Annotated in this window: 23 protein-coding genes and 1 pseudogene; 6 read left to right on the top strand and 18 right to left on the bottom strand. The window is 68.7% G+C overall.

The window, feature by feature from the left end; all coding sequences use genetic code 11:
• Positions 1–39 precede the first annotated feature (39 nt).
• The 13 genes and pseudogenes from E6K76_03180 to csrA form a co-directional block, all read right to left on the bottom strand.
• The gene (locus E6K76_03180) at positions 40–846 is read right to left on the bottom strand and encodes a PASTA domain-containing protein (GenBank protein TMQ59938.1); all 807 of its coding nucleotides are present in this window, start codon (positions 844–846) and stop codon (positions 40–42) included.
• Positions 843–2,219 (bottom strand): 16S rRNA (cytosine(967)-C(5))-methyltransferase RsmB, encoded by a 1,377-nt coding sequence (rsmB, locus tag E6K76_03175; protein ID TMQ59937.1) that lies wholly within the window; start codon positions 2,217–2,219, stop codon positions 843–845. The genes E6K76_03180 and rsmB overlap by 4 nt, the downstream gene beginning before the upstream one ends.
• On the bottom strand, positions 2,216–3,241 hold the full coding sequence (locus E6K76_03170) for a methionyl-tRNA formyltransferase (GenBank protein TMQ59936.1): 1,026 nt from the start codon (positions 3,239–3,241) through the stop codon (positions 2,216–2,218). Before E6K76_03170 ends, rsmB begins: the two co-directional genes overlap by 4 nt.
• A complete protein-coding gene (gene def, locus E6K76_03165; GenBank protein ID TMQ59935.1) occupies positions 3,187–3,741 on the bottom strand; it encodes a peptide deformylase in 555 nt (184 codons plus the stop codon). The genes E6K76_03170 and def overlap by 55 nt, the downstream gene beginning before the upstream one ends.
• Positions 3,734–4,081, bottom strand: coding sequence for a preprotein translocase subunit YajC (gene yajC, locus E6K76_03160; protein TMQ59934.1), 348 nt, complete (start codon positions 4,079–4,081; stop codon positions 3,734–3,736). The genes def and yajC overlap by 8 nt, the downstream gene beginning before the upstream one ends.
• Positions 4,078–5,403, bottom strand: coding sequence for a tRNA guanosine(34) transglycosylase Tgt (gene tgt, locus E6K76_03155; GenBank protein TMQ59933.1), 1,326 nt, complete (start codon positions 5,401–5,403; stop codon positions 4,078–4,080). Before tgt ends, yajC begins: the two co-directional genes overlap by 4 nt.
• The gene (locus tag E6K76_03150) at positions 5,226–6,476 is read right to left on the bottom strand and encodes a methyltransferase domain-containing protein (GenBank protein ID TMQ59932.1); all 1,251 of its coding nucleotides are present in this window, start codon (positions 6,474–6,476) and stop codon (positions 5,226–5,228) included. Before E6K76_03150 ends, tgt begins: the two co-directional genes overlap by 178 nt.
• Positions 6,466–7,887: a sigma-54-dependent Fis family transcriptional regulator gene (locus tag E6K76_03145; GenBank protein TMQ59931.1), complete on the bottom strand. Its 1,422-nt coding sequence runs from the start codon at positions 7,885–7,887 to the stop codon at positions 6,466–6,468. The genes E6K76_03150 and E6K76_03145 overlap by 11 nt, the downstream gene beginning before the upstream one ends.
• Positions 7,859–8,536 carry a hypothetical protein gene (locus E6K76_03140; GenBank protein TMQ59985.1) on the bottom strand — a complete coding sequence of 226 codons (678 nt, stop codon included), beginning with the start codon at positions 8,534–8,536 and terminating at the stop codon, positions 7,859–7,861. The genes E6K76_03145 and E6K76_03140 overlap by 29 nt, the downstream gene beginning before the upstream one ends.
• A gap of 102 nt (positions 8,537–8,638) precedes the next feature.
• A pseudogene (locus E6K76_03135) lies at positions 8,639–9,178 on the bottom strand (PAS domain S-box protein).
• Complete coding sequence (locus E6K76_03130) at positions 9,052–10,899, bottom strand: hypothetical protein (protein TMQ59930.1); 1,848 nt, start codon at positions 10,897–10,899, stop codon at positions 9,052–9,054. The pseudogene E6K76_03135 and the gene E6K76_03130 overlap by 127 nt, the downstream one beginning before the upstream one ends.
• Positions 10,900–11,103: 204 nt before the next feature.
• The gene (locus E6K76_03125) at positions 11,104–11,442 is read right to left on the bottom strand and encodes a hypothetical protein (protein TMQ59929.1); all 339 of its coding nucleotides are present in this window, start codon (positions 11,440–11,442) and stop codon (positions 11,104–11,106) included.
• Positions 11,439–11,663 carry a carbon storage regulator CsrA gene (gene csrA / locus E6K76_03120; GenBank protein TMQ59984.1) on the bottom strand — a complete coding sequence of 75 codons (225 nt, stop codon included), beginning with the start codon at positions 11,661–11,663 and terminating at the stop codon, positions 11,439–11,441. Before csrA ends, E6K76_03125 begins: the two co-directional genes overlap by 4 nt.
• A gap of 162 nt (positions 11,664–11,825) precedes the next feature.
• Here csrA and E6K76_03115 point away from each other — a divergent pair, with 162 nt between their 5' ends.
• The gene (locus tag E6K76_03115) at positions 11,826–12,860 is read left to right on the top strand and encodes a hypothetical protein (GenBank protein TMQ59928.1); all 1,035 of its coding nucleotides are present in this window, start codon (positions 11,826–11,828) and stop codon (positions 12,858–12,860) included.
• A 3-nt stretch (positions 12,861–12,863) separates the two neighbouring features.
• On the opposite strand, the gene E6K76_03110 is transcribed toward E6K76_03115, so the two are convergent.
• The 3 genes from E6K76_03110 to E6K76_03100 form a co-directional block, all read right to left on the bottom strand.
• The gene (locus E6K76_03110; GenBank protein TMQ59927.1) at positions 12,864–13,685 is read right to left on the bottom strand and encodes a tryptophan synthase subunit alpha; all 822 of its coding nucleotides are present in this window, start codon (positions 13,683–13,685) and stop codon (positions 12,864–12,866) included.
• Between the two features lie 47 nt (positions 13,686–13,732).
• Positions 13,733–15,025: a hypothetical protein gene (locus E6K76_03105; protein TMQ59926.1), complete on the bottom strand. Its 1,293-nt coding sequence runs from the start codon at positions 15,023–15,025 to the stop codon at positions 13,733–13,735.
• 283 nt (positions 15,026–15,308) lie between these two features.
• A complete protein-coding gene (locus E6K76_03100; protein TMQ59925.1) occupies positions 15,309–15,722 on the bottom strand; it encodes a hypothetical protein in 414 nt (137 codons plus the stop codon).
• Positions 15,723–15,857: 135 nt separating this feature from the next.
• On the opposite strand from E6K76_03100, the gene E6K76_03095 reads away from it, so the two are divergent.
• The 4 genes from E6K76_03095 to E6K76_03080 all read left to right on the top strand — a co-directional run bounded on the left by E6K76_03095 (position 15,858) and on the right by E6K76_03080 (position 19,607).
• Positions 15,858–16,055: a hypothetical protein gene (locus E6K76_03095; GenBank protein ID TMQ59924.1), complete on the top strand. Its 198-nt coding sequence runs from the start codon at positions 15,858–15,860 to the stop codon at positions 16,053–16,055.
• 178 nt (positions 16,056–16,233) lie between these two features.
• A complete protein-coding gene (locus E6K76_03090) occupies positions 16,234–17,118 on the top strand; it encodes a lysophospholipid acyltransferase family protein (GenBank protein TMQ59923.1) in 885 nt (294 codons plus the stop codon).
• Positions 17,108–18,337 (top strand): glycosyltransferase family 4 protein, encoded by a 1,230-nt coding sequence (locus E6K76_03085; protein ID TMQ59922.1) that lies wholly within the window; start codon positions 17,108–17,110, stop codon positions 18,335–18,337. Before E6K76_03090 ends, E6K76_03085 begins: the two co-directional genes overlap by 11 nt.
• Before the next feature lie 19 nt (positions 18,338–18,356).
• Positions 18,357–19,607, top strand: a complete 1,251-nt coding sequence (locus E6K76_03080) for an MFS transporter (protein TMQ59921.1) — start codon at positions 18,357–18,359, stop codon at positions 19,605–19,607.
• Here E6K76_03080 and E6K76_03075 read toward each other — a convergent pair.
• Positions 19,604–20,527 carry a hypothetical protein gene (locus E6K76_03075; protein ID TMQ59920.1) on the bottom strand — a complete coding sequence of 308 codons (924 nt, stop codon included), beginning with the start codon at positions 20,525–20,527 and terminating at the stop codon, positions 19,604–19,606. The genes E6K76_03080 and E6K76_03075 overlap by 4 nt on opposite strands.
• Positions 20,476–22,569: an ATP-dependent DNA helicase RecG gene (gene recG / locus E6K76_03070; GenBank protein TMQ59919.1), complete on the bottom strand. Its 2,094-nt coding sequence runs from the start codon at positions 22,567–22,569 to the stop codon at positions 20,476–20,478. Before recG ends, E6K76_03075 begins: the two co-directional genes overlap by 52 nt.
• An 80-nt stretch (positions 22,570–22,649) precedes the next feature.
• On the opposite strand from recG, the gene rpmB reads away from it, so the two are divergent.
• The gene (gene rpmB / locus E6K76_03065; GenBank protein TMQ59918.1) at positions 22,650–22,874 is read left to right on the top strand and encodes a 50S ribosomal protein L28; all 225 of its coding nucleotides are present in this window, start codon (positions 22,650–22,652) and stop codon (positions 22,872–22,874) included.

Raw genomic sequence — 22,874 nt, 5'->3', positions numbered from 1 at the left:
CCCAACCGCCGGCCGCGGCCTTCCCCGGTGCGCCGCCGCTCACGGGTGGTGGTAGAGCACAATCGAGTCCCGCGGGGACACTCGGTGCCCGGCGGACGGCTCCTGCGCGGATACGAGCCCGCTCTTTTGCTTCGCTCCTCCTTCCCGCAGCGTGACCGCGAAACCCTCTTCCCTGAGGCTCCGCATCGTCTCCCCGATGTCTCTCCCCGTGAGATCGGGAAGCAGGTAGCTCTGGGGTCTTGGACCCAGGCTCACCAGCAGATTCACGACCGTGCCCTGCTGCACGAGGGTTTCGCCCGGCGGGTCGGAGGCGACGACGAGATCCTTGCTCACTTCATCGGTGTAGACTTTCGCGATCCGACCCGCGCGGAGGCCCGCCCCCTCGAGGAGGAGCTGCGCCTGACGCGCGGTCACGCCGTCCAGGAGCGGCACGCTCGTTCCCTGCGCGCCGAGGCTCACGATTACCGAGATCCGCCTCCCACGCTTGACGACTCCCCCGGCGGCAGGATCTTGCGAGATGACGAAGCCGCGGGCCACGTCCGGGCTCCACTGCTCGGAGATCTTGGAAAGTTTGAGCCCCTCCGCGGCGAGGACCCGCTCCGCCTCGATCTCGCTCTGCCCGGTCACCTCCGGCACCTGCACCTCGGCACCCTGGCGGGTGAAGCTGGGCATGAGCACGAGGTTCATTACGAGAAACCCGCCGAAGAGCGCCACGCCCGCGAGCAGGAGGGTTCCGGACCAAAACGAGAAACGCGGGCCGCGGCGGCGTTCGCCCGGCGGCAGCGGCGGGACCGCGGGCGTCTCCTGCAGCGTTTCGCCCGGATCGACGTCCACGGAATCCTTCATCGGCGGCGAAAGCGCGCGGCGAAAACGCCGTCGGTCCCGTGCCGGTGCGGAGTCGCGCTCAAATGAGGCACACCCGAGCGGAATCCGGGCGGCACATAGGGCTCGACGCTTTCCTGCACGAAGTCGGGGTGCGCTCGCAGGAAGAACTCCACGACATCATGGGTCTCCTCAGGCTCCAAGGAGCAGACACTATACACCAAGACGCCTCGGGGGCGGACCAGCGGCCCGGCCGCGTCGAGGAGCGGCGGCTGGAGCGCCGCCATCGCGGCGATGCTCGATTCGTCCTTGCGCCAGCGCGCGTCCGCGCGCCGCCTCAGAACGCCGAGCCCGGAGCAGGGCGCATCGACGAGCACCCGGTCGAACGCGACGCGGAACGGCGGGCTCGTCCCGTCTCCGCAGACCACGCGTGTCCCGGCCATACGAAGCCGTTCGGACAGGTTGTTCCGGAGCGCCCGAGCGCGGCTGGGGCTCCTCTCGAGGGCGAACACGCGCCCTTCGCTCCCGACGGCCTCCGCGATCTGCGCGGACTTTCCTCCCGGCGCCGCGCAGAGATCGAGAATGCGCTCGCCGGGCGCGGGGTCGAGGATCGGAACGACCGCGGCCTCGGCTTCGTCCTGAAGCGAGATGAGCCCGTCGCGAAAGACCGGGGAGCGCGAGGGCACGAATCCGCCGCCGACGATCCAGACCGGGCCTCCGTTCGGGGCCGGTTGAGGCTCGAATCCCTCCGAGCGCAACCGGGTCAGGATCTCCTCCTTCGAGGCGCGGGCGAGGTTCGGCCTCACCGTGACCGACGGCTCCTCGTTGTCCGCCTCGAGCATCCGCTCCGCTTCCTCGCGGCCGAGACGTGTCACCCATCGCTCCACGATCCATCGAGGGTGGGAGCGGGAGGCCGAAAGATGCTCCACCGGGCTGGATCCGGGGTCCGGGAAAGGCGCCCGCTCGCCCCCCGCGAGCCGACGTAGGATTGCGTTCGCGAGACCGGCGGTTCCAGGGTGGCCGTACTTTTTCGCGAGCTCCACGCTCTCGTGGACGGCCGCGGACGCGGGAATCCTGTCCATGCAGAGGAGCTGGTAGGCGCCCAACCGGAGCGCCCCTTTGATCCAGGCGGGCAGCCCGCCCCAGTTCTCCCGCGCGAAAGCCGCGAGGTGGTGGTCGAGGGTCCCGCGGCGACGGAGCGTGCCCTGCACGAGGGCGGTTACCAGATGTGCGTCCGCGGGAGGAAGCGCGGCATCCCTCAATCTCGTCTCGAGGAGCCGGTCGGAGTAGGCGCTCCGGCTCTCGGTCGCGACCAGGATCTGAAGAGCAAGCTCGCGTGCGCCGAGAGGTTTCGATCGGGCCCGCGGCCTCCTGCGGCCGCGCTTCTGGGTGGTCATGCCGCGAGGTCCTTCACCGGGAGCATACCCCCCGGTTTGATCCGGGCCCCGTTCGCGTAGGCGAAGGCGTCCATCACCTTCCGCCCGCTCGGGCGCACGCTCTTGAGCCAGACCGAGCCGCTCGAGAGGCGGATCGCGAGCCCCCGCTCGCGATGGAGGGCAAGAACGGAGCCCGGCGGCTCGCCGGGACCCGCCTCGGCGCCGATCGAGCCGGGCGCGGCCGAGAGGATCTGGATCCTCTCCCGCTCGAGCTCGAGGTAGGCGCCGGGCTCGGGCGCGAAGGCGCGGACCTTGCGCGTGAACCGGACGGGATCGTCTGCGAGCAAGAGCCGGGAATCCTCCCGCGTGAGCTTCGGCGCGTAGGTCGCGCGCGAGGGGTCCTGGTCCCGCCGCACGATTTCGCCCCGTTCGATCCGGGTGAGGGTTTCCGAAAGGCAGCGGGCGCCCAGCTCGGCCAGGCGCCCACCCAAGCTCCCCGCGTCCTCCTCGGGTCCGATCGGTGTCGAGAGGGACGAGAAGACGGGCCCCTCGTCTAGTTTCTCCGTCATCCACATGGTGGTCACGCCGGCCTCGCGATCTCCGGCCAGGATCGCGGCCTGGATCGGAGAGGCGCCGCGATGCCTCGGAAGGAGCGAAAAATGCACGTTGATCGCGCCTATCTTGGGAAGGCGGAGGAGCCCGGGGCTCAGGATTTGACCGTACGCGACGAGCACGAGCACGTCGGGGGCGAGAGCGCGCAGCCTCTCGATCTCCTCCGGTGCGCCCGCGCGCTCGGGGGTCGCGACCGGGATGCCGCGCGCCTCGGCCGCCGCGCGAACAGGAGACGGCGCGAGGGCCAGCCCCCGGCCGCTCGGCCGGTCGCGCCGCGTCACGACGAGCGAGGGCGGTTTGCCGTCCTCGATGAGCCGCAGGAGGGGAGGAACCGCGAGGATGGGCGTGCCGTAGTAGACGAGGCGCACGCCGCCCGCTAGAAGGAAGGCGACGCGCTCGCGCTCGGAGCGGCCGTCCCGGCCTCGCCGAATTGCATCCGCGCGAGTTTCGGCTCGAGGAGCTTTCTCCGGATCGGGCTCAGCCGGTCGACGAAAAGGACGCCGTCCAGATGGTCGAGCTCGTGCTGGAGCGCCCGGGCCAGGAGCCCGTCGCCCCGGACCACAACGGGTGCGCCTCCCTCGTCGAGGCCCTCGAAGACCACCTCGGCGCGGCGCTTCACGTCGGCGTGGATCCCCGGGATGCTGAGACAGCCCTCCTCCCCCACGATGCTCCCGGACGATTCCTTGATGAGCGGGTTCACCAGCGCGAATTTCGAGCGCTCCCCGGACTCCCGCTCCACGTCCAGCACGAAGATCCGCTGGGAGATCCCGACCTGTGGCGCCGCGAGACCGATCCCGCGCTCGCGGTACATGCAGTCGAACATCGCGCGGATCACTTCGCGGATCTCCGGCGTGACGCGTTCGACCGGCGCCGCCTTCTGACGGAGGATGGGATCCCCATAGTAGCGAAGCGTGAGCGTCCCCTTATCCACTGCGCTCCTTGACCTGGACGATCGATTCCCTCGCGAACTCCATTTTCACGTCGTCGGCGACCTTGAGCACGACGATGCCCTCCTTCTCGCCGACGACCGTGCCAAAGAGTCCGCCGGTCGTGAGAACCCGGTCACCTTTGCGGATCGAAGAGCGCATCGCCTCGGTTTCCTTCTGTTTCCGCTGCTGGGGCCGGATGATCATGAAATAGACGATCCCCACCGTGATTCCCAGCAGCGTGAGCATGTGGATCATCTGGTCCATCGAAGAAGGCGCCTCGGGAGCGGCCTGGGTCGCCTGCGCGAACGCCACGTCGAGCATCGATTTGTTTCCTCCGGTCACGCGGGCGCGGGAGGGTTCCCGTCCCGTTCGCGGTAGCGCTCCGAAAACTCCCGCGCGTATTGGTGGTAGAGGCCGCGCTCGATCGCGCGGCGGGCGCCTTCCATCAGTGTCTGGTAAAACGTGACGTTGTGCAAGGTCAGCATTCGATGCGCCAGGATCTCACCCGCGAGGTGGAGGTGACGCAGGTAGGCGCGGCTCATGAGCGCGCACGCTTCGCACGCGCATCCGGCGTCGAGCGGACGCTCCGAGCCCGCGTGCTCGGCGTTTCGGATGTTGAGCGGTCCGGCGGCGGTGAAGGCCATCCCGTTCCGGGCGTTTCGGGTCGGCAGCACGCAATCGAAGAGGTCGATGCCGCAGGCGATCCCCTCGAGCAAATCCAGCGGCGTGCCCATCCCCATGAGATAGCGCGGCCGGTCCGCGGGAAGGGCTTCGGCGGCGGCCCGCGCCAGAGCCCATGTCTCGCGCTTTTCCTCCCCCACGGAGAGCCCGCCGATCGCGAACCCGTCGCATTCGAACGCCGAGGTCCGCGCCGCCATTTCCTTCCTCAACGCCGGATCCCCTCCCCCCTGGACGATCGCGAAGAGGAGCTGGCGCGCTCCGCCGGCGGGCTCGAGCTCCCGCGCGCGGTGGAGCGAGCGTTCCGTCCAGCGGATCGTGCGCTCCCCCGCCTCGCGCTGCGCGGCGGGATCCAGCGGAAGCGGGACCGCGTGATCGAGCGTGACGGCGATATCCGAGCCGAGATCCGCCTGCACCTCCATCGAACGCTCGGGGGTCAGGAACTCGAGCGCTCCGTCGAGATGCGAGCGGAATTCGACCCCTTCCTCGCGCACCTTCACGAGGCCTTTCAGGCTCAGCACCTGATAGCCGCCGCTGTCGGTCAGGATCGGCCGATCCCACGCCATGAACCGGTGGAGACCGCCCAGGCCACGGATCACGGCCGATCCAGGCCGAAGCATGAGGTGGTAGGTGTTCGCGAGCAGGATCTGGGTCCCGGAGGCTCGAAGATCGGCGGGCGAGAGCCCCTTGACGCTCCCCTGCGTTCCAACCGGCATGAACGCGGGAGTCCGGACCTCGCCGTGAGGCGTGACGAGCGTCCCCGCGCGCGGCGCGACGGGGTCGCGCGTGGATATGGACGCGAAAGGGTTCAGGGCAAGTGGCGGGGCAGCACGGCGTCGAGATCGCGGCCCGAGAGCGGAAGCTCGATGACTTGGGCTCCTTCGTTCGGAGGCGCGCCCTCCGATCCGGATCCGCCGCCCGGCGCGAGGAAGGCCAGGACCACCGGACGCGGGGCCCCGAGCCGCGCCAGCCGGTCGGCGACCCATGGCCCGCCCTGCGGTGGAAGGGTCCGCTCGAGCAAATAGACGCCGGGAGGTCTTCCGATCACCGCCCGCTCGAGCACCCGAATGCCGTCCGGGGCCTCGTCCACCGCGAAGCCGCGCTGCTCGAGCAGAATCCGGACCCAGGCGCGGACGAGCGAGGAGTGGTGCGCCACGAGCGCCATTCTCGGGTCCGGATCTTCCTCGGGGGCGGCGCCGCGTACCGCCCCCGCCTCCGCGTCCGGCTTCTCGTACGCGTATCGCTCCCCCCACCGGGTGGGCGTGAGGCCCAGATCCGATTCGCCGACGGAGTCCCCGGGACCGAGGACGAGAACGCCTCCGGGCTTCAGCGCCCGGGAGAGGTTCGTCAGGGCCGCCCGCCGCCCGTCCGCGGTCAGGGCGGGGAGAAAGTCCCGCGCCAGGATGAGATCGAACGATTCGAGTGGCGCGAGCGAATCGGGCTCGCAGAGATTGATCCGCGCGAAGCGGACGCGTGTCCGGAGGGGCTCCGCGACGATTTCGCCGTCTCGCTCCGTAAAGTAGCGTTGCAGGATCTCCGCTGGAAGGGAGGCGGCGCGCGCGCGCGGATACGAGGCCCGGCGCGCGCTCGCGATCGCCCGCGCGCTCAGGTCCACGCCGATCACCTCGAACTCGAGCGCCGGAGCGCGCGCCTCGGCGAGGGCGATCGCCAGCGAGTAGGCTTCCTCGCCCGTTCCGCACGCGGCGCTCAGGCACCGAAACGGGCCCGCCTCCGGGTTCGCGTATCGTGACCATTGGGGATCGGACGTGATCTCGAAGAGCGGCGCGAAATCGCTGGGCATGCCGAAAACGCGGGACTCGTTCGCGGTCAAGGTCTCCGCAAGGACTTCCCACGCGGCGGGATCTTCGGAGTAAAGGAGGTATTCCGCGTAGGCTTCGACGCCGTCCAGGGCGCGGTCCTGGATTCGGAAACGGAGCCGCTGGGCCAATCCCTCGGGGGTGCACTCCTTGAGGGAGAGGCCGAACAGGTCCCCGATGCGCCTCTCGAGCGCCACGATCGGACGTCGGGCGAGGTCGGCGCCGCCTCGTTCAGCCGCCATGTCCGGCGACGGACTCGATCCTGTACTCCTTGAGCTTGGTGCGCAGGGTCTGCCTCGAGATGCCGAGCCACTCCGCGGCTTTGGTCTTGTTGCCTCCCGCCTGCCCAAGCGCCATCTCGATCGCGATGCGCTCCGCCTGGGCGAGCGTGGTGATGCCCCCTTCCCCCTTGAGACGGGTCTCGAGCACCGCGGGCCCGCCCCCCGCCGCGCCCACGATCTCGACCGGCAGATGCTCCGGAAGAATCCACTCCTCGCTCTCGAGCAGGATCGCCCGCTCGATCACGTTCCTCAGCTCGCGAACGTTCCCCGGCCAGCGATACGCGAGCAGGAGCTCCAGGGCGCGGTCGGTCGGCCCCTTCACGTTCCGTCCCAGCTCCCGGTTCCAGTGCCCCACAAAATGGTCGATCAGAGGCGGGATGTCCTCCGGCCGCTCGCGGAGCGGCGGAACGACGATCCGGATCACGTCGAGCCGGAAGTACAGGTCCTCGCGGAATTTCTCCTGCGCCACGAGCGACTTCAAATCGCGGTTCGTGGCGGCCAACACACGGGTTTCGATCACGATGTCGCTCACGCCCATCACGCGGCGAAAGCGCTTCATCTCGAGCGCGCGCAAAAGCTTCGATTGGAGTCCGAGACTCATTTCGCCGATTTCATCCAGGAAGAGCGTGCCCCCGTTCGCGAGCTCCATGAGGCCCTTCTTGGTCCGTTTCGCGTCTGTGAAGGCCCCCTTCTCGTAGCCGAACAGCTCGCTCTCGAGGAGATTTTCCGGAAACGCGCTGCAGTTCACCTCGACGAAGGGGCCATCATGGGTCGGCCCCAAATCGTGGATTTCCCGGGCCAGGAGCTCCTTACCGACACCCGTCTCCCCCTGCAGGAGGACGGTCGACGTGCCGGTGCTCGCGACCTTTCGGATGGTTTCGAAGATCTTGGCGAGCTTCGAGCTTCCGCCCACGATGAGGGTCGATCCCGCGCGGCGCCGTTCGGCATGGCGCAGGCGGGTCACTTCCTCGGCAAGCCGTACTTGGGAGAGCGCGTTCTGGATCACGAGCTTCATGTGATCGAGCTCGAAGGGCTTCCCGATGTAATCGAAGCAGCCCGCCTTGGTCGCCTCCACGGCGGATTCGAACTTGCCGAACGCCGTCATGATGACGACCTGCATCGCGGGATACCGCGATTTGAGCTGCCTCAGGAGCTCGAGCCCGCTCCCGTCCGGAAGCTTCTGGTCGAGAAGAGCCAGGTGGAATTCCTCGCGATCCAGAAGCGCCAGCGCCTCGGCGACGTCCCCCGCCGTCTCCACCCGATACCCTTCCTCCGATAGCCCCTCCTTGAGCGCGTACCGGAGCGTCTTCTCGTCGTCCACGACCAGAATTCCGAAGGTCTGCTTAGCGAGGACTACCGCGCCTGTCTCCATGTCGTTTCTCCACGGGTAGGTCGATGAGCACCTGGGTCCCCTGCCCGACCACGCTTTCGATCGAGATGGAGCCTCCGTGCTCCCGGATGATGGTCTGGCAGATGCTGAGGCCGAGCCCGGTCCCTTGCGTGCGGGTCGTGTAGAACGGATCGAAGACGCGCGCCAGCACGGCGGCCGGAATTCCGGGGCCGTTGTCGCGCACCCGCACCTCGACCAGATCGAGCGGCCGGGCCGGGCGCCGGGCTCCGATCCGATCCGCGGCGCGACGGCCCAGCGACGAGCGTTCGGCGAGCCGCTTGCGAATCGGACCGATCCAAACCTCCAGCTCTCCGCCCTTGTCCAGAGCCTGGAGCGCGTTCATGAGCACGTTCAGGATCACTTGTAGGATCTGATCCAGGTCCACGTAGACGTCGGGAACGCTGTCCGCCCGGTCGACCCGGATGAGCACGTTCTGCCGTACCGCGACCTCGTGGACGAGCGTGAGCGCCTTTTCAACCGCGGGGAGCATCGACTGGCGCTGGAGCTTGGGGGTCGCCGGCCGCGCGAACTGGAGCAGCCCGGTGACGATGCGGTCGAGCCGGGAGACTTCCTCGAGGATCAGGTCCACGAACTGCGCTCTCGGATCCCCGACCTCCAGCCTCCGCTTCATCACCTGGGCGGAGGTGCCGATGCCCGCCAAAGGATTCCGGATCTCGTGGGCGACACCCGCCGCGAGGGCACCCAGCGAGGCGAGCCGGTCGCGGCGGCGCCACTGCTCCTCGAGCGCCTTCTGCTCTCTCAGATCTTGAAAGAGAGCAATCGTGCCTTGAAGCGACCCGTCCAACGCCTCGAGCGGGAGAAGCCTCAGCCCCACCGGGAGCACGTCTCCGGAGCGGGTGACGACTTCCACCTCGCGCGCCTCCTCGGGCGCCGCGCACGCGCCCGGCGGCACGTGCGACTCGCCGCGCGGCGCGCGCAGGATGCGCGCGACCGCTTCCCCTTCCACCTCCTCGGAGGAGTATCCGAGGAGCTTCGATGCGGCGGGGTTGATCGCGAGCACCGTGGCATCGCGGTCGATCGCGATCACCCCGAACGGCGCGTGGCGGAGAAAGCTCCACGCAGCCTCGAGCGCGTGCTGCCTCGGCGCGGACGCTTCACCGTCCGCCGGGAGCGCGCTCCGCGATCTCACGAGCGCGACTCCTCGATACGGCGGATCGCGTGGGCGGCGAGATCCCGCAGCGAGGGATCGCCTCCTCGCGCGACCGCCCGAAGCCTCGGCAGCGCCTCGGGGGCCCCGAGAGAGCCCAGCGATTCGATCGCCTGCGCCGCGACCGCCGGCTGCCCGGTCGAGACGGCGTCGAGCAGCGAGCCGATCGTCTGCGGATCGTGATGATGCGCCAGCGCACGGGCCGCCGCGCGCCCCACCGCGGCGCTGGGGTCGCCGAGGAGCCTCCTCAGCCAGACGCCGCGCTCGACTCCGGTCGCCCGCTCGAGGCCGATGGCGAACGTTTGCCGGACGCCCTCGTCTCGGTCGCGGAGGAATGCCGCGAGCGGCTCCAGACCGAGCGCAGGCGAGGCCTTGAGGCGCGCGTGCAACGCATGCGCGCGAACGCGCGGGTCCTCGTCCGCGAGGAGGGCCGCCGCCTCCTCGAGCCAGACGCCGTGCTCGTTCAAGCTCATCGCGGCCGCCAGCCTCACCTGGGAATCCGGGTCGGAGATCGCGCTCCGAAACTGGGCGCCCGCCCGGCGCGGGTCGCAGGCGCGAAGGGCCGCGGCGCGCGCCGGAGCGCCCCGCGCCCGCTCGAAGAGCCGCTCCGGGTCCACCTCGTGGTCCCGGAGGGTGCCGAGCGCCGAGAGCGCGGCCTGCCGGACGTCGGGGAAAGGGTCGGACAGGAGCGCTTCGAGCGCCGGCCCCGCCCCCTTCCAGCGCAGAATCCCGAGCGCCTCGGCCGCTTGCGCGCGGACGTGGCCCACCGGATCCCCGGCAAGCGCGAGAAGCGCCTCGGGCGTTCCCGCTCCGCCGGAGCGGCCCGCGAGGGCCACGGCGCGCTCGCGCACCTTGGCGTCGGGATGCTGCGTCAGACCGAGGCATAGCGACCGCGATTCCTCCTCGCGGGCCACCGCGACCCGGTCGAGCGCGGCGGCCGCCGCTGCGGGGTGCCGGTCCGCGAACTCCGCGACCGATTCGAGCGCGGCGCGTTCCGCACCGGCCGCGACCGCGCCGAAAGTCTCCCGCGCCCGCTCGCGCACCACCCGGTCGGGCGATTCGAGGAGCCCGAGGAGAAGGGCTGGGCCTTCGGGCGGCCGAAGCCACCCGATCAACGCGATCCCCGTCAGAAGCCGGTGGCGATCCTGGGACGTCATGAGCTCCGGAAGCCTCTCTGCCACCAGGTCGGAAGGCATCTCGTCCCTTCCCACCGCGCTCGGAGAGCGTTCGCGGACGCGGACGAGCGCGGCGAGGGCTTCTCCCTCCACCACCGGGTCTCCGCAACCGAGAAGCCCCATGAGCTGCGGCACCGAGCGCGCCGTCCCGCACGCGCCGAGCGCGCGCAGCACGGCGATCCGGATCGCGGGATCCCCCTGCCCCAGCCGGTCGACGAGAAGCTCTTCGGCGCCCGATTCCTCGAGCCGCGCCAGGGCGAGCGCCAAGGGCCCGGCGAGCTGGGGTCTCAGGGCGAGGCACTCGGACAGGATGTCGGAGGCGCGCGGGAAGCGCAGGATGGCGAACGCCTCGGCGGCCGAGATGGCCACATCGGGGCAAGAGTCGTGTAACGCCGAGGAGAGAAGCTCGGGGGACACGGGCTCCCTGAGATCCGGGATCAGGCCGACGGCGAGGGAGCGGATCTCGGGGTCCGGATCGAAGACGTTGTCCTGTAAGGCGCGGCTCAGCTCGGCGCCGAAATCCTCGTAGCGGAGCCTTTGCGCCGCGCGGGCCCTCGCGTTCGGATCTGCGCGCTGAAGGAGTTCCGCGGCTTCCCGGCCGGTTTCCGGCATGTTCTTCGCGCTTGGCTCCGCATCGAGGGGTTCGAGCATCTATAGTTGCTGGTCATCTACTTACCAGCGACCTTTCGACCCGGTCAAGCGGATTCAGGGCGCTCGCGTTTTCCTGCCGGGTGCGCCAGTTTACGCAGGACAATCTGGCTCAAAGCGCGGCGAACCTCCGGGCGGTTGTAGTACCGTTCGCGGATCCGGCGTTTGACCTCCGTCACCCGCGACGACGCCTCGGTCTCCGGAGCCTCAATTGAAGTTGGCAGCACGGTTGCGGTCCCTCCGAATCGATGCGATCGCTTCGGTCCAGCTCTCCTTCAAATCGGCGAGCGCCTCGGCGGCTTCGTCGAAGCGTCCCTGTTCCGATTCGGTGATGCAGAAATCCAGGATCCCCAGCACGCGGCCCGCGATATCTTCGCTCGCGAGCTCCAAGCACTGCATGGATTCGCGGAGCGATTCCTGGACGACCGGATGGCTTCGCGTGTGGCATCCGCGCAGGGCGCAATCCAACAGCGCGAGGACCTCATCACATCGGCGGAGCCAGCGGTCCAGCTCCGCTGGATTCTCTTCATAATAAGTTTGGCTCACTTCGGCTCAGACCCTGTGCCATCGGAACCCTCCGGCTTCAAGCGCTGCGCCCTGCGATTCTCCTCCTGAATCCTCTCGTAAATTTCCTCTCGATGGACCTTCACGCTCGGCGGGGCGTCGATCCCGAGTTTCACGTGATTTCCCTTCACCTCTACAATCGTGATCTTCACGTCGTCTCCGATTCGGATGTTCTCGCCAAGCTTTCGGGTCAGGAGGAGCATCGTGCCCTCGTCGATCTCCGGCGTCCTGCCGGGGAGGCGTCTCGGCCGGAGCCGTTCGGGAAATCGCGCCTCGTGCGCGTCCCGCTCGGCTCGTCCAGAATTTTCTTCGGCAGGAGCGGTCTCCTTCTGAACCGGGAATGCCCGCACGGGGACCTCCCGCGCGTGGTGACCATGGGCGAGGCCGGATCGAGCCAAGCGCGTTCGTTGCCGGTTGTTTGGCGCCCTGTTACGATCCATGGCGTGAGTCGGATCACGCACCGCCGCGCCGGCGGCGCGGCGCTCCTCGTGTTGGCGATGGCGCTGCTTCACGCATGCGACCACCGTGGGAGCCGGGTGGTTTCCCCCGCGGGCGTGGTATGGGATCGCATCACGCCACCGGAGGCGACGGAGGCGGACCGGCCCGATTGGCGCGGGGATTCGATTACGTTCCAAGTGAGCGCCCAGGGGTTGGACCGCGTCGCGGTCGCGCGCGAGGACGGGAGCGGACTTGAGATCGAGCCGGAACTCTCGGCGGCGGGAGCCCGGAGCCCGCGATGGGTGCGCGGCGGGCTCCTCGCTTATTCATCCGATCTCGCCGGCTCGGAAGACCTCTGGTACCGCGAGGTCGCGACGGGAAGAACGCGGAGACTCACCGCGTTTCCCGGCATGGAATGGACGCCGGCGCCCAGGCCGGGGAGCCCCGGGCTTGTCTACGTGGAAGGGGTGGATCCCGACTCTGGAAGGCTCGTCTTGGTTCCGGACACCTCGGCCGCGCCGCTCGGCAAGATCTACCTGACCCCTGCCTCGCTCCACGCCGGGGAGCCCGACTGGAGCCCTGCCGGCGACCAGATCTGCTTCAGCACGCGGGAACCGAACGGCACGAGCCAGATCTGGCGGCTTTCTCTCACCGACACGGTCGCGATTCAGCTCACGGTCGCCCCTTCGAGCAGCCCGCCGGGCGTGCCACAGCTCGACCGAGGCCCGAAGTGGAGCCCCGATGGATCCAGGATCCTCATGGCATCAAACCGCGGGGGGCTATGGGGCGTGTGGGCTCTGAGCCCGTCGGGGGAAGCGCAGGGGCTCGCGGTGATCGCCCAGGATCTGCCGGGCTCGGAGCTCCGCCATCCCACATGGTCCGCTGACGGAAAAGCGATCCTCGTGTCGACGAACCGGAGCGGGGATCGCGCCCTCTGGAAGCTGTCCCATCTGGAGTATTGAGCCTCACCCGGGATGAAGACCCGGGAGCTTGGCGCGGAAGGCGCGCGTGAAACTCCGGAGGCGCTCCTCCCGGGAACGCGGATCGTGGCCGGCAAGAACCGCGTCCAAGAGAGAGCTCCCCACGACGACCCCTTCGGCCTTCCCGCGATAGCGCTCGAGCGGCGTCTCAAGATCGATCCCGAAGCCGAGGCACCGCGGAAGCATCGAGAGCGCGCGGCACCGCTCGAGCACTGAGTCGACCCCGGCATCGCCGGCGCCGCGCCCGGTGACGCCGAGACGTGCCACGACGTAGAGAAACCCGCTCGCGCGCCCGACGACCCCGGCGAGCCTTTCACCCTCGGTCGTGGGCGCCAGGAGCGTGATCGTGTCGAGACCGGCGCCTCGCGCTCGCTCCCAGAGCGCGGGCTCCTCCTCCGGGGGAAGATCGACGAAGATGAGCCCGTCCACCCCGGCGGCGGCCGCGTCCGCCGCGAAGCGGTCCGTGCCGTACCGGAGAATCGGATTCAGGTAGGACATGAGCACGAGCGGGGTCTGATTCCGCGCCCGCAGCCTCCTCGCCTGTCCGAGAACGTGGGCGAGCGTGGCGCCCGCGCGGAGCGCCGATTCGGTCGTACGCTGGATCGTCGGCCCGTCGGCGATCGGATCGGAGAAAGGAACCCCCAGCTCGAGCACGTCGGCGCCTTCCTCGCACGCCACCTGGACGAGGCGGTCCGACTCCACGAGGTCCGGGAACCCAGAAGTGAGGAAGGGAATGAACGCGCCGCGACGTTCCCGCTGCGCCGTCTCGAACGCGCGGCCGATGCGGCCGGAAAAGACCCGATCCACGGGCGCAGCCTAGGAAGCGCCCGAAGAGGGTGTCAATGACAAAAGGCTTAGGGGATGGGTTCCAGGTCCCGTGTGAAGGATTCGTCGAACCCGCCAGACTTCCGTCCGCCGGCCGCGCTCTTGCGCGGCTCGTCCGAGTCGATCCGGATCGAGATCTCGACCGAGAGCGTGATGCGTCCCGAGTGCGGCAGCGCGCCCAGATCGATCGGGACCACGATCCGCCGCGCATCTCCCGAGGCAGCCTCGGCCGAGTGGGAACGGGCGGACGACGAGATCCCGCTCGGCTCCCGTTCGAAATCGCCGGCGACACCGTCATCGGCCTTCGCGGCGCCGGGCCCCGGGGCGGAACGCACAGGCCTTGTTTCCCGCACCGCCGGTTGTTCCACGAGGTCGGTCTCGGAGAGCACCAGCTCCTCCTCGGCGTTGAGCGGGCGCGCAACGTCGGGCGCGTGGGAATCGTCCATCAGGGACTCGTCCTCCAAGAGGGGCGACGGCTCCATCGGCACGCCCTGGGAGACCCGGACGCCGGCCCCGATCCCCTCCTCCATGCCCGGACGATCGGGCCCTTGCGTCTCGGCTTCCTGCTCCTCGCCTCGCACGCCCTTCCCGCGTTTCAGGTACTTGAGCAGCTTTCCCCCCGAAGCCGCGCGCTCCGACTTCTTGGGTGAAGCTGTTTCCGCGCCGGCTTGGCTCGCCGCGGCCGCGGACGACTTGGCCCGGGCAAGACCGGCCACCGCGCCCTTGTCCTTCTCCAAGACATCCTTCGATATCTTGGCGAGCAGAAGCTTCGACACCCCGCGCAGGGTTTCGAACACGCCGACGCCGTTCGCCGCCTGCGCTTCGAACCAGGGGAGATTGAGTCGGTTGAGCTCGCGGTTCAGGTCCTCGACCGGCAGGGCGGTCGGGAGGTCGCGCTTGTTGAACTGGATGACGAGGGGAATCGTCCGGATATCGATTCCATACGCTTTGAGGTTCATTTCGAGGTTGGAAAAGCTCTCGCGATTCTCCGCCATCTTGTCGGCGGCGGAATCCGCGACGAATACGACCGCATCGACCCCCTTGAGCACCAGCTTTCTGGTCGCGTTGTAGTACACCTGACCGGGGACCGTATAAAGGAGGAGACGGGTCTTCATCCCCTGGAGATCCCCCAAGTCCAGCGGCAGGAGATCGAAGAAGAGCGTGCGGTCGGTCTGGGTCTTCATCGAGACCATCCGGCCCCGATTCGTCTCCGGGACGCTGTCGTAGATCTTCTCGAGGTTCGTGGTCTTTCCGCTCAGACCGGGCCCGTAGTACACGATCTTCGCGTTGATCTCGCGTCCCGAATAGCTGACCACCACCATGGCGTCGCCCCTCGATTCTCTTTGGTTTTCCTGTCCGCACGACGGAAAGCGCAGCCACGGCCCGTCGCCGGCTCCGTTGGTGAGAGCACGATATGTGCCACCGCGCCTCGGGACAGAGAACGGTGGATCGGGGCCTAATCTTTAGGACAAATGCTGTTTGGGGTCGGGGATGGGCCCGCGCCGGAGGGGGATGTTCCAGGCGGGGGGCTGGGGTGGGATGAGATCGTCTACTCCGCACTGCCGCCGGCAGATAGCGGGCCGCCGGCGCGGCGACACCCCCTGCTCAGGAGCGGGGATCGCGGCGGATCCAGATTCCTTGGCGCTCCTTGATCTGGAGCTGCGGCGCCGAGGGATCCGAGACGCTCTCGTAGTGGTGGAGCAGGAGCTCCTTGAGCTTCGGATATTCGGCGGTCGGAAAATATCGGCTCACCCTGCTGAACATGCCGTCCCGATCCGAGTAGCGGAGCAGCTCCACCTCCGTCACGCGCTCGTATTGGTTCTCCCCGTACGCCGCTTCCGGGGATTCGTTCACGTCGATCCAGAGCGACGCTACGCTTTGCCTTACCTCGAAACGGTGCTTGGTTCGCATCAGAAATTCCCAAAGCCCGAATATCTCCAGCGGAACATAGCGTACGGTCGCGTCTCCCGCGGCATCGGATCTGCGGATCTCGCATCGCACCAGCTTCTGGCTCGCCATCGACACCCCCTATTGGAGAACGGCCCACCCGTGGCATGCGCGTTGCATTTCCAATCGGCCGAGAGCTGATCGTGAACGCCGTGAGAGGGCGCGGATTCGTGCTCGCTCAGGACTCGAGGGCCGGAGGAAGACACCATGAAACGGAATCCGCTTTCCCCCGCCACGGGGACAGTCGCCAGGCGCGTGACGGAAGTCTATTGCAGGCGCGATAATCGCGTCTACGCGGTTTGCCCGCACGTAGCCGCCGGCTCGCGCTGCCGCTGCCTCTCCGAAGTGGAAACAGCCGACGCGCTCTTCGAATCGGAAGCGACGGACGACCCGTTCACCCACTGAGACGAATGGCTGAATCCGATCCTCGGTGGGGAAAATGACACCATCGCGGCCCGCACTCTAGGCAGCGCGCCGCACCAAGTCAAACAAAAGCCCTATGTCCCATTCTTGACGGTCCCCGGGGGCTCGTGTAGCGTCTGCGCGTGTCGGCTTTCCCGTTGCCGTTCCGCCAGCCCCTCCCGTGATTTCAACCCTCCTCCTTGAGGCGGCCTTCGCGTTCGCCCCCAGGCTCCCTGACCCGGTGCTTTCGTCGCTGGCGCGCGCGACGTCGCGGATCGAGTTTGCCTTCGCGTCGACGCGCCGCCGCGCCGTCGAGTCGAACCTGGCCCAGATTGCGGGGTCGGGTCGGCTCGCCGCTTTCGGCCCGCGCTCCCTGGGCGGCACGGCGCGCGCGATGTTCGAAAGTTATCACCGGTTCGTTCTGGAGTACCTCGCGCAGGGCTCGATGGATTCGCGGGCCCTCGATGCCCGCTTCCGCTTCCTCGGCATGGAGCTTCTCTATCGGGCCCTCGGCCCGGGGAAGGGAGCGGTCGTTTCGGCGCCGCACGTGGGCAACTGGGAGCTGGCGGGGCTTGCGCTCGCGCGGCTCGGATTCCGCGTTCACGTGGTGACGGGCGTCCAGTTTCATGCGCGGGTTACCGGGCTCGCGCGGATGCTTAAGGAGCGCGAGCGGATCCTCGTGAGCACGCCCGACGACGGCTTCCGGCCGCTGTTTCAAACCCTGGGACGGGGCGGAGTCGTCGTGCTGCTCACCGATGGGGACGTGTTCGCCCGCTCCATCGGCACCGAATTTTTCGGCCGTCGCGTCCCCTTCCCCGCAGGCCCCGCGATCCTGGCTCGGCGCGCGCGCGTCCGCCTGCTCCATGCGCACGCGGAGCGCCGGGCTCCGGACCGCCACATCGTCTCCTTCGATGGGGTGGATTCGCCTGAGCCCACGCTTTCGGTGGAGGAGGACATCCGCCGCCTGACCCGGCGTGTCGCGGAATTCCAGGAGCGCGCGATCGCCGCCCACCTGGACCAGTGGTGCATCTTCCGCCCCCTGTTTCCCGAACGCGATGCCGCTTAAGATCGCCATCGTCAGCCAGGCCTACCACCCCGCCGTCGGAGGCGTGACGGAGCATGTGGACGCCACGGCGCACGCGCTCCGGGATCGCGGGCATGACGTGACGATCGTCACGGCCCGATTCTCGCACCGCGCGCGTCACGGGACCTCCGCGACGCGACGCGACGCCACGGAACGTGGAAACGCGGGGGGAGGCCACCGCGTGCTGCGGATCGGATGGAATGTCGCCATCCCTTTCAACGGCGCCGAAAACAACGTCACGGTCGGATTCGGGCTCCGCGAGAAGCTCGCGGATATCTTCCGTCGCGAAGCCTTCGATCTGGTCCACGTGCACTGCCCGATCTCCCCCACGCTGCCGCTCCTCGCCCTCCAGGCGGCGAAGCAGCCGGTCGTGGGCACGTTTCATTCCACGGTCATCTCGGACCTCACCTTGCGTCTCTTCCGCCGCGCGCTGCGCCCCTCGTACCGCCGCATCGATCGGGCCCTTGCGGTTTCGGAAGCGGCGCGCGCGTGCGTGCTGCGCCATTTTCCCGGCCCGGTCGACGTTCTTCCGAACGGGGTGAATCTCGATCGCTTTCGTCCGGGGCTGAAACCGCTCGAGCGGTTCGACGACGGCACTCCGAACATACTTTTCGTGGGTCGCCACGACCCGAGGAAAGGTCTGCCGGAGCTGATGGCCGCGTGCGCCTCTCTCGCGCGCGATTCCGTTCCCTTCCGGCTGATCATCGTCGGGGACGGCGGCTTGAGGCGGCGGATCGAGCGCATGGCCGGGGGGGTGCTCGCGGGACGCGTCCATTTCGAGGGACGTGTGAGCAACGAGCATCTCCCGAGGTATTACGCCTCAGCCGATCTCTTCTGCTCCCCCGCGCGCGGAGGCGAAAGCTTCGGAATCGTGCTTCTCGAGGCGATGGCCGCCGGGGTCGCGATCGTGGCGACGGACCTGCCGGGGTACCGGACCGTGCTCACGCCGGGCGCGCAGGGCCTCACGGTGCCGCCGCGACATCCGGGCGAGCTCCGGCGTGCCCTCGAGACGCTGCTCGGGCGCCCGGACCTGAGACGTGAGATGGGCGCGCGCGGCATCGAGACCTCGCAGCGGTACGGATGGCCTTCCATCGTGGAGAAGCTCGAGGAGATCTACCGAGCGCTCCTGGGCGGGCGGAGGGCGAGGTGCCTCAACGAAGCGCGCCGGCGGTCCGGGTCCCTCGAGCCGGCCCGGGCTTGAGGCTCGGCGCGTCGGCTCGATGAAGGGCGCGGGCTCGCGCCTCTTCCGCAACAAGAGCTTTCGCGCGCTCTGGCTCGGGCAGTTCGTCTCGATTTTCGGCGACCGCCTCCATTATCTGGCCCTCCTCGCGCTGATCGTCGAGCGCGCCCACGATCCCCTCAATCCGACCCCCGAGCTGGCCCTCGTTCCGGCGGTCAGCTTTCTTCCCACGATCCTGATCGGTCCCCTCGCGGGGGCCCTCGTGGATTCCTGGGAGATGCGGCGCATCCTCGTGATCTCCGATGTCCTCCGGGGATGCCTCGTGCTCCTTCTGATTCCCGCCGCTGCGCGCGGCGGCCTCCCGGCGGCGTTTTTCGTTGTCTTTCTGCTCTATGTCGTGAACTCGTTCTTCCTCCCCGCGCGCTCGGCAATCGTGCCGGACCTCGTGCAAGGGAACGAGCTCACGGAGGCGAGCTCCCTGGCCACGCTGGCGGGAGTCGCGGCCACGATCACCGGCGCCCTCCTGGGAGGGATCCTCGTCGAGCGGGCGGGCTGGCGATGGGGATTCGGGATCGACGCGGCCACGTACTTCGTCTCGGCCGGCTTTCTCGCCACCACGAAGCCGAGAGCCCACCAACGAAGACCCAGAGCGGGGACCTGGGGCGTCGCCTACCGCACGCTCGGTCGCGAGGTCCGAGAAGGCGCCTTGATCACCGTGTCGAATCGAACGGTCTTGGGATCGCTCCTGGCGCTCGTCTCCCTCTGGATCGCGGGGGGCGCGCTCCACGTCGCCGGGACGGTGCTTCTCCGCGAGCGGATGACCGGGTTCGTCTCCGGGACCGGCGGAGTTCTCTCCGCGCTCGGGTTCGGCATGGTCGCGGGCACGCTCCTCCTCGCGTGGCGGGGCGGGCGATGGCCCAGGGGCCCGTTGGCCGCGCTCGGGCTCGCGGGAACCGGAATCGCGCTCATGCTCTTCACGCGGGCCGTGTCCTTCCCTGCGCTCGCGACCGTCGCGTTCCTCGCCGGAATATTCGTGGCGCTCCTCCTCGTGACGACGGAGGCCGCGGTGCAATCGGCCGTCGCTCCGGAAGCGCGGGGACGCGTGTTCGCGCTGCGCGATTTCTCCACGCGCGTGGCCGTGCTCGGGGCCGCGGGGCTCCTGGGCCTCGCGTTGGGACGCGGCTGGGTCACGCCGGCCGGGACCGTGGCCGGGGCGGGGGCGACGCTCATCGCGGGGGGAGGTGTGGGCTTGCTCCTCAGGAGGCGGACGGTAACGCGCTCGGCGGGCTAGAAGATCTTCTTCCCTTCCGCGAGCATCTCGTTCAGCGCGTCGCGGAAGTACGGAGTCGAGTTCGCCAGCTCCGCGGTGACCCGCTCCTTGTACACCTCCCACGATTTCTTGATTTCGTATCCAAGCACCGCGACGAGATTGCCGTCCTTGATCCCTCGGTCTCGCTTCTCTTTGTTGTAGATCGCGATGTCCGAAGCGAGCACCCGCGCGAGCCGGCGGGCGCGCTCGTGCTTCAAGCGCTCCGCCTCGGGAAGCCCTTCCGGGATTCCGGTGGAAGCGGGGGAACGCTCCGCGCTCGGTTTCGGTCCCGGGGCGTTCGGTTCCGATGCGTCCAGCTTCGGTTCCGACGCGAACGGGTTCGGCTCCGCTGCGGGCCCTGTGGAATGCGGCCGCGCAGGCGCGCTCGGAGCGGGGGCGCTGAGCTCGCGCACCGGCGGGGCGCCCGGAGCGGGAGCCGGACTCGACACACCGGATTCGTATCCGCGGGTGAACTCAGGCTGAGAGGAGATCTCGACGCCCGCAGCCGGAGGATGCTCGGCGAAGGAGGGGGCAAACCGCTCGATATCGGTGCCCCGCTCGGGGGCCGCGGCAGGGGCTCCCCCTTCGCGGGGAGCTTCCAGGGGGCTCGGGGGGATCAGCGGAAGCTCCGCCGGCGCCACAGGCTCCGGCTTCGCAACCGAGAAGACCGCCTGGCACTTACGGCACCGAACCCGTACCCCTTGGGCGGGGATTTTTTCATCCGCGATGACATAGCGAGCGCCGCAGGCGCCGCATTCGACATGCATCCATGCGCTCCTTCGGAAGCCGAAACAGGACAGGCGGTCGATGACTCTATCGGCTTCGTACGCGCCATCTTTCGGGGAATTCTCTACCCGCTCTCCAGGAAGCGGTCCGCTCCCGCGAAGTGGGCCTCGATCCATGTCTTGAGCCGGGCGTCCCCGCCTGGGCCCCCCTCCCTCGAGAGCAGGTCCTTCGCGAGCCCCCGCGCTGCCTCGATGAGATCGAGGTCCAAGGTTGGATTCACCGCGCGGAATTCGGGGAATCCATGCTGCGAGGTCCCGAGCAGCTCGCCGGGGCCGCGCAGCTTCAGGTCCTCTTCCGCCAGCTCCTGGCCGTTCCCCACGCGCCGGAAGGTTTCCAGGCGCTTTCGCGCCACGTCCCCGATCCCTCTCCCGACCAAGAGGACGCAGCGACCGGGCCGGTCGGCGCGGCCGACGCGGCCCCGGAGCTGATGGAGCTGCGCCAGGCCGAACCGTTCCGGGTGCTCGATCACGATGAGCGTGGCATCGGGAATATCGAGCCCCACTTCCACGACGGTCGTCGCGACGAGAATTCGCGCTTCTCCCGAACGGAAGCGCTCGATCGCGAGGCGTCGCTCGGCGGGCTTCAGGCGGCCGTGCACGAGCACCACCCCCGCCTCCGCGAGCGATCCCACGCGGGCGAGCTTCTGGGCCATCGCGGCGGCCGATTTGAGATCGAGCGTCTCGCTCTCCTCGACGACCGGGTAAACGACGAAGGCACTGCCCCCCTGCTTCGCTTCTTCGCCGAGGATGCGCGCGAGCGTTTCGATCCCGTCCGCGCGGAGGAAGGAGGTCCGGACGGGGGAGCGCCCCGGCGGCCTTTCCACGAGGAGGGAGAGGTCGAGATCGCCGTAGAGCGTCATCGCGAGGCTGCGGGGAATCGGGGTGGCGGTGAGCACGAGTAGATGCGCGTCCTGGATTCCCCTGCTCTTCGCCGCGAGCGAAACGCGCTGGCGGACGCCGAAGCGGTGCTGCTCGTCGACCACGACAAGCCCGAGCGAGCCGAAGCCGAGATCGCGTTCCAGGAGCGCGTGCGTTCCGATCACGAGCGAGACATCCCCCGAGGAGACCTGCTCTAGGATCCGGTCCCTTTCCTTCATCGGCGTGGCGGCGGTCAGGAGCGCAAATCGTGTGCCGGACGGGCCCAGAAGCCTCGTGGCCGTCTCGGCGTGCTGCTCCGCGAGGAGCGTGGTCGGGGCCAGGATCGCGGTCTGCATTCCGGCGCCGGCGGCGCGAACCGCCGCGGCGAGCGCGAGAACGGTTTTCCCCGAGCCCACATCCCCCAGCAGGAGCCGCCTCATGGGAACTTCGCGATCCAAATCGCGCTCGATCGCGGCGAGCGCTTCCGCCTGCGAGCGGGTCAGCGTGAACGGGAGGGATGCGAGGAAACGTTCGGCGAGCGGGGCGCCGCGGTCGAGCGAACGGGCGGCGCGCCGCCCGCGGTGCCGCATTCTCGCGTACTGCAGCGAAACTTGCAGCGCGAGAAGCTCCTCCAGGGCGAGCCGGCGCCTGGCAGGCTCCGCGTCCTCCGGTCGCTCGGGGAAATGAACCTGCGCGAACGCCTCCGCGAGCTCGGGGAGCGATTGCTCCCGGCGCCACTCGAGAGGAACCTGATCCGGGGTCGGGGGCAGGGAGCGGAGCGCATCCGCCACGCGGGCGCGCAGCCAGCGCTGGGTGATTCCCTGCGTGAGCCCGTAGACCGGCGCGACCCGCGCGAGATTCCGATGCTCGGCCCCCTCTTCGTCCGGCTCGAACTCAGGATTATGCATCTCGAGGCCGCGGAACGGCTGCACCGGCCCGGAAAAGAAGTAGCGCTCCCCCGCCCGGAGCAGGCGCTCCACAAAGGGCTGGTTGAACCACACGACGCGCAAGGCGCCGGTCCCGTCCTGAACGGCACCGGTCACGTCGCGTCTCCCCCGCATGCGCCGCTCGAGGCGGATGCTGGCGAGAGTGCCCAAAATGGAGGCTTCCTGGTTCGGACGAAGGAAGGCGATCGGCGTGACCGTGCGGCGGTCGAGGTAGCCTCTGGGCACATGGAAGAGGAGATCTCGAATCGTGCGGATTTCGAGCTTGGCCAGGCGCCGGGCCATTTCGGGGCCGACACCGGTCAGGTAGCGGACTGGATCGCGGAGCGAGGCCATCGGCACGATGCTAGGGGGCATTCCGTCGCGGTGTCAAACGGGTTGCCCGCGGGAGCCGAACCGGCTAGACTCGGACGCTCTCGCGATCCAGAGGAGGTTTCATGGCCAGGACATGCGACATCTGCGGCAAGGGCGTCCAGCACGGACAGAACGTGAGCCACGCCCATAACGTGACCAAGCGCCGCTGGGAAGTGAATCTGCAGACCGTGCGCGCGGTGATCGAGGGGAAGCCGCGCAAGCTCCGGGTCTGTACACGCTGCATCCGCTCCGGCGCCGTCCAGAAGGGAATGCGCGCCAAGGAGGCTCAGCGCGTCCGAACGGCCTGA

The sequence above is a fragment of the Candidatus Eisenbacteria bacterium genome (assembly GCA_005893275.1).
Classification (GTDB): domain Bacteria; phylum Eisenbacteria; class RBG-16-71-46; order SZUA-252; family SZUA-252; genus WS-7.
The sequence above is the reverse complement of the archived record's forward strand: the minus strand, read 5'-3'. Positions and strand labels throughout refer to the sequence as shown.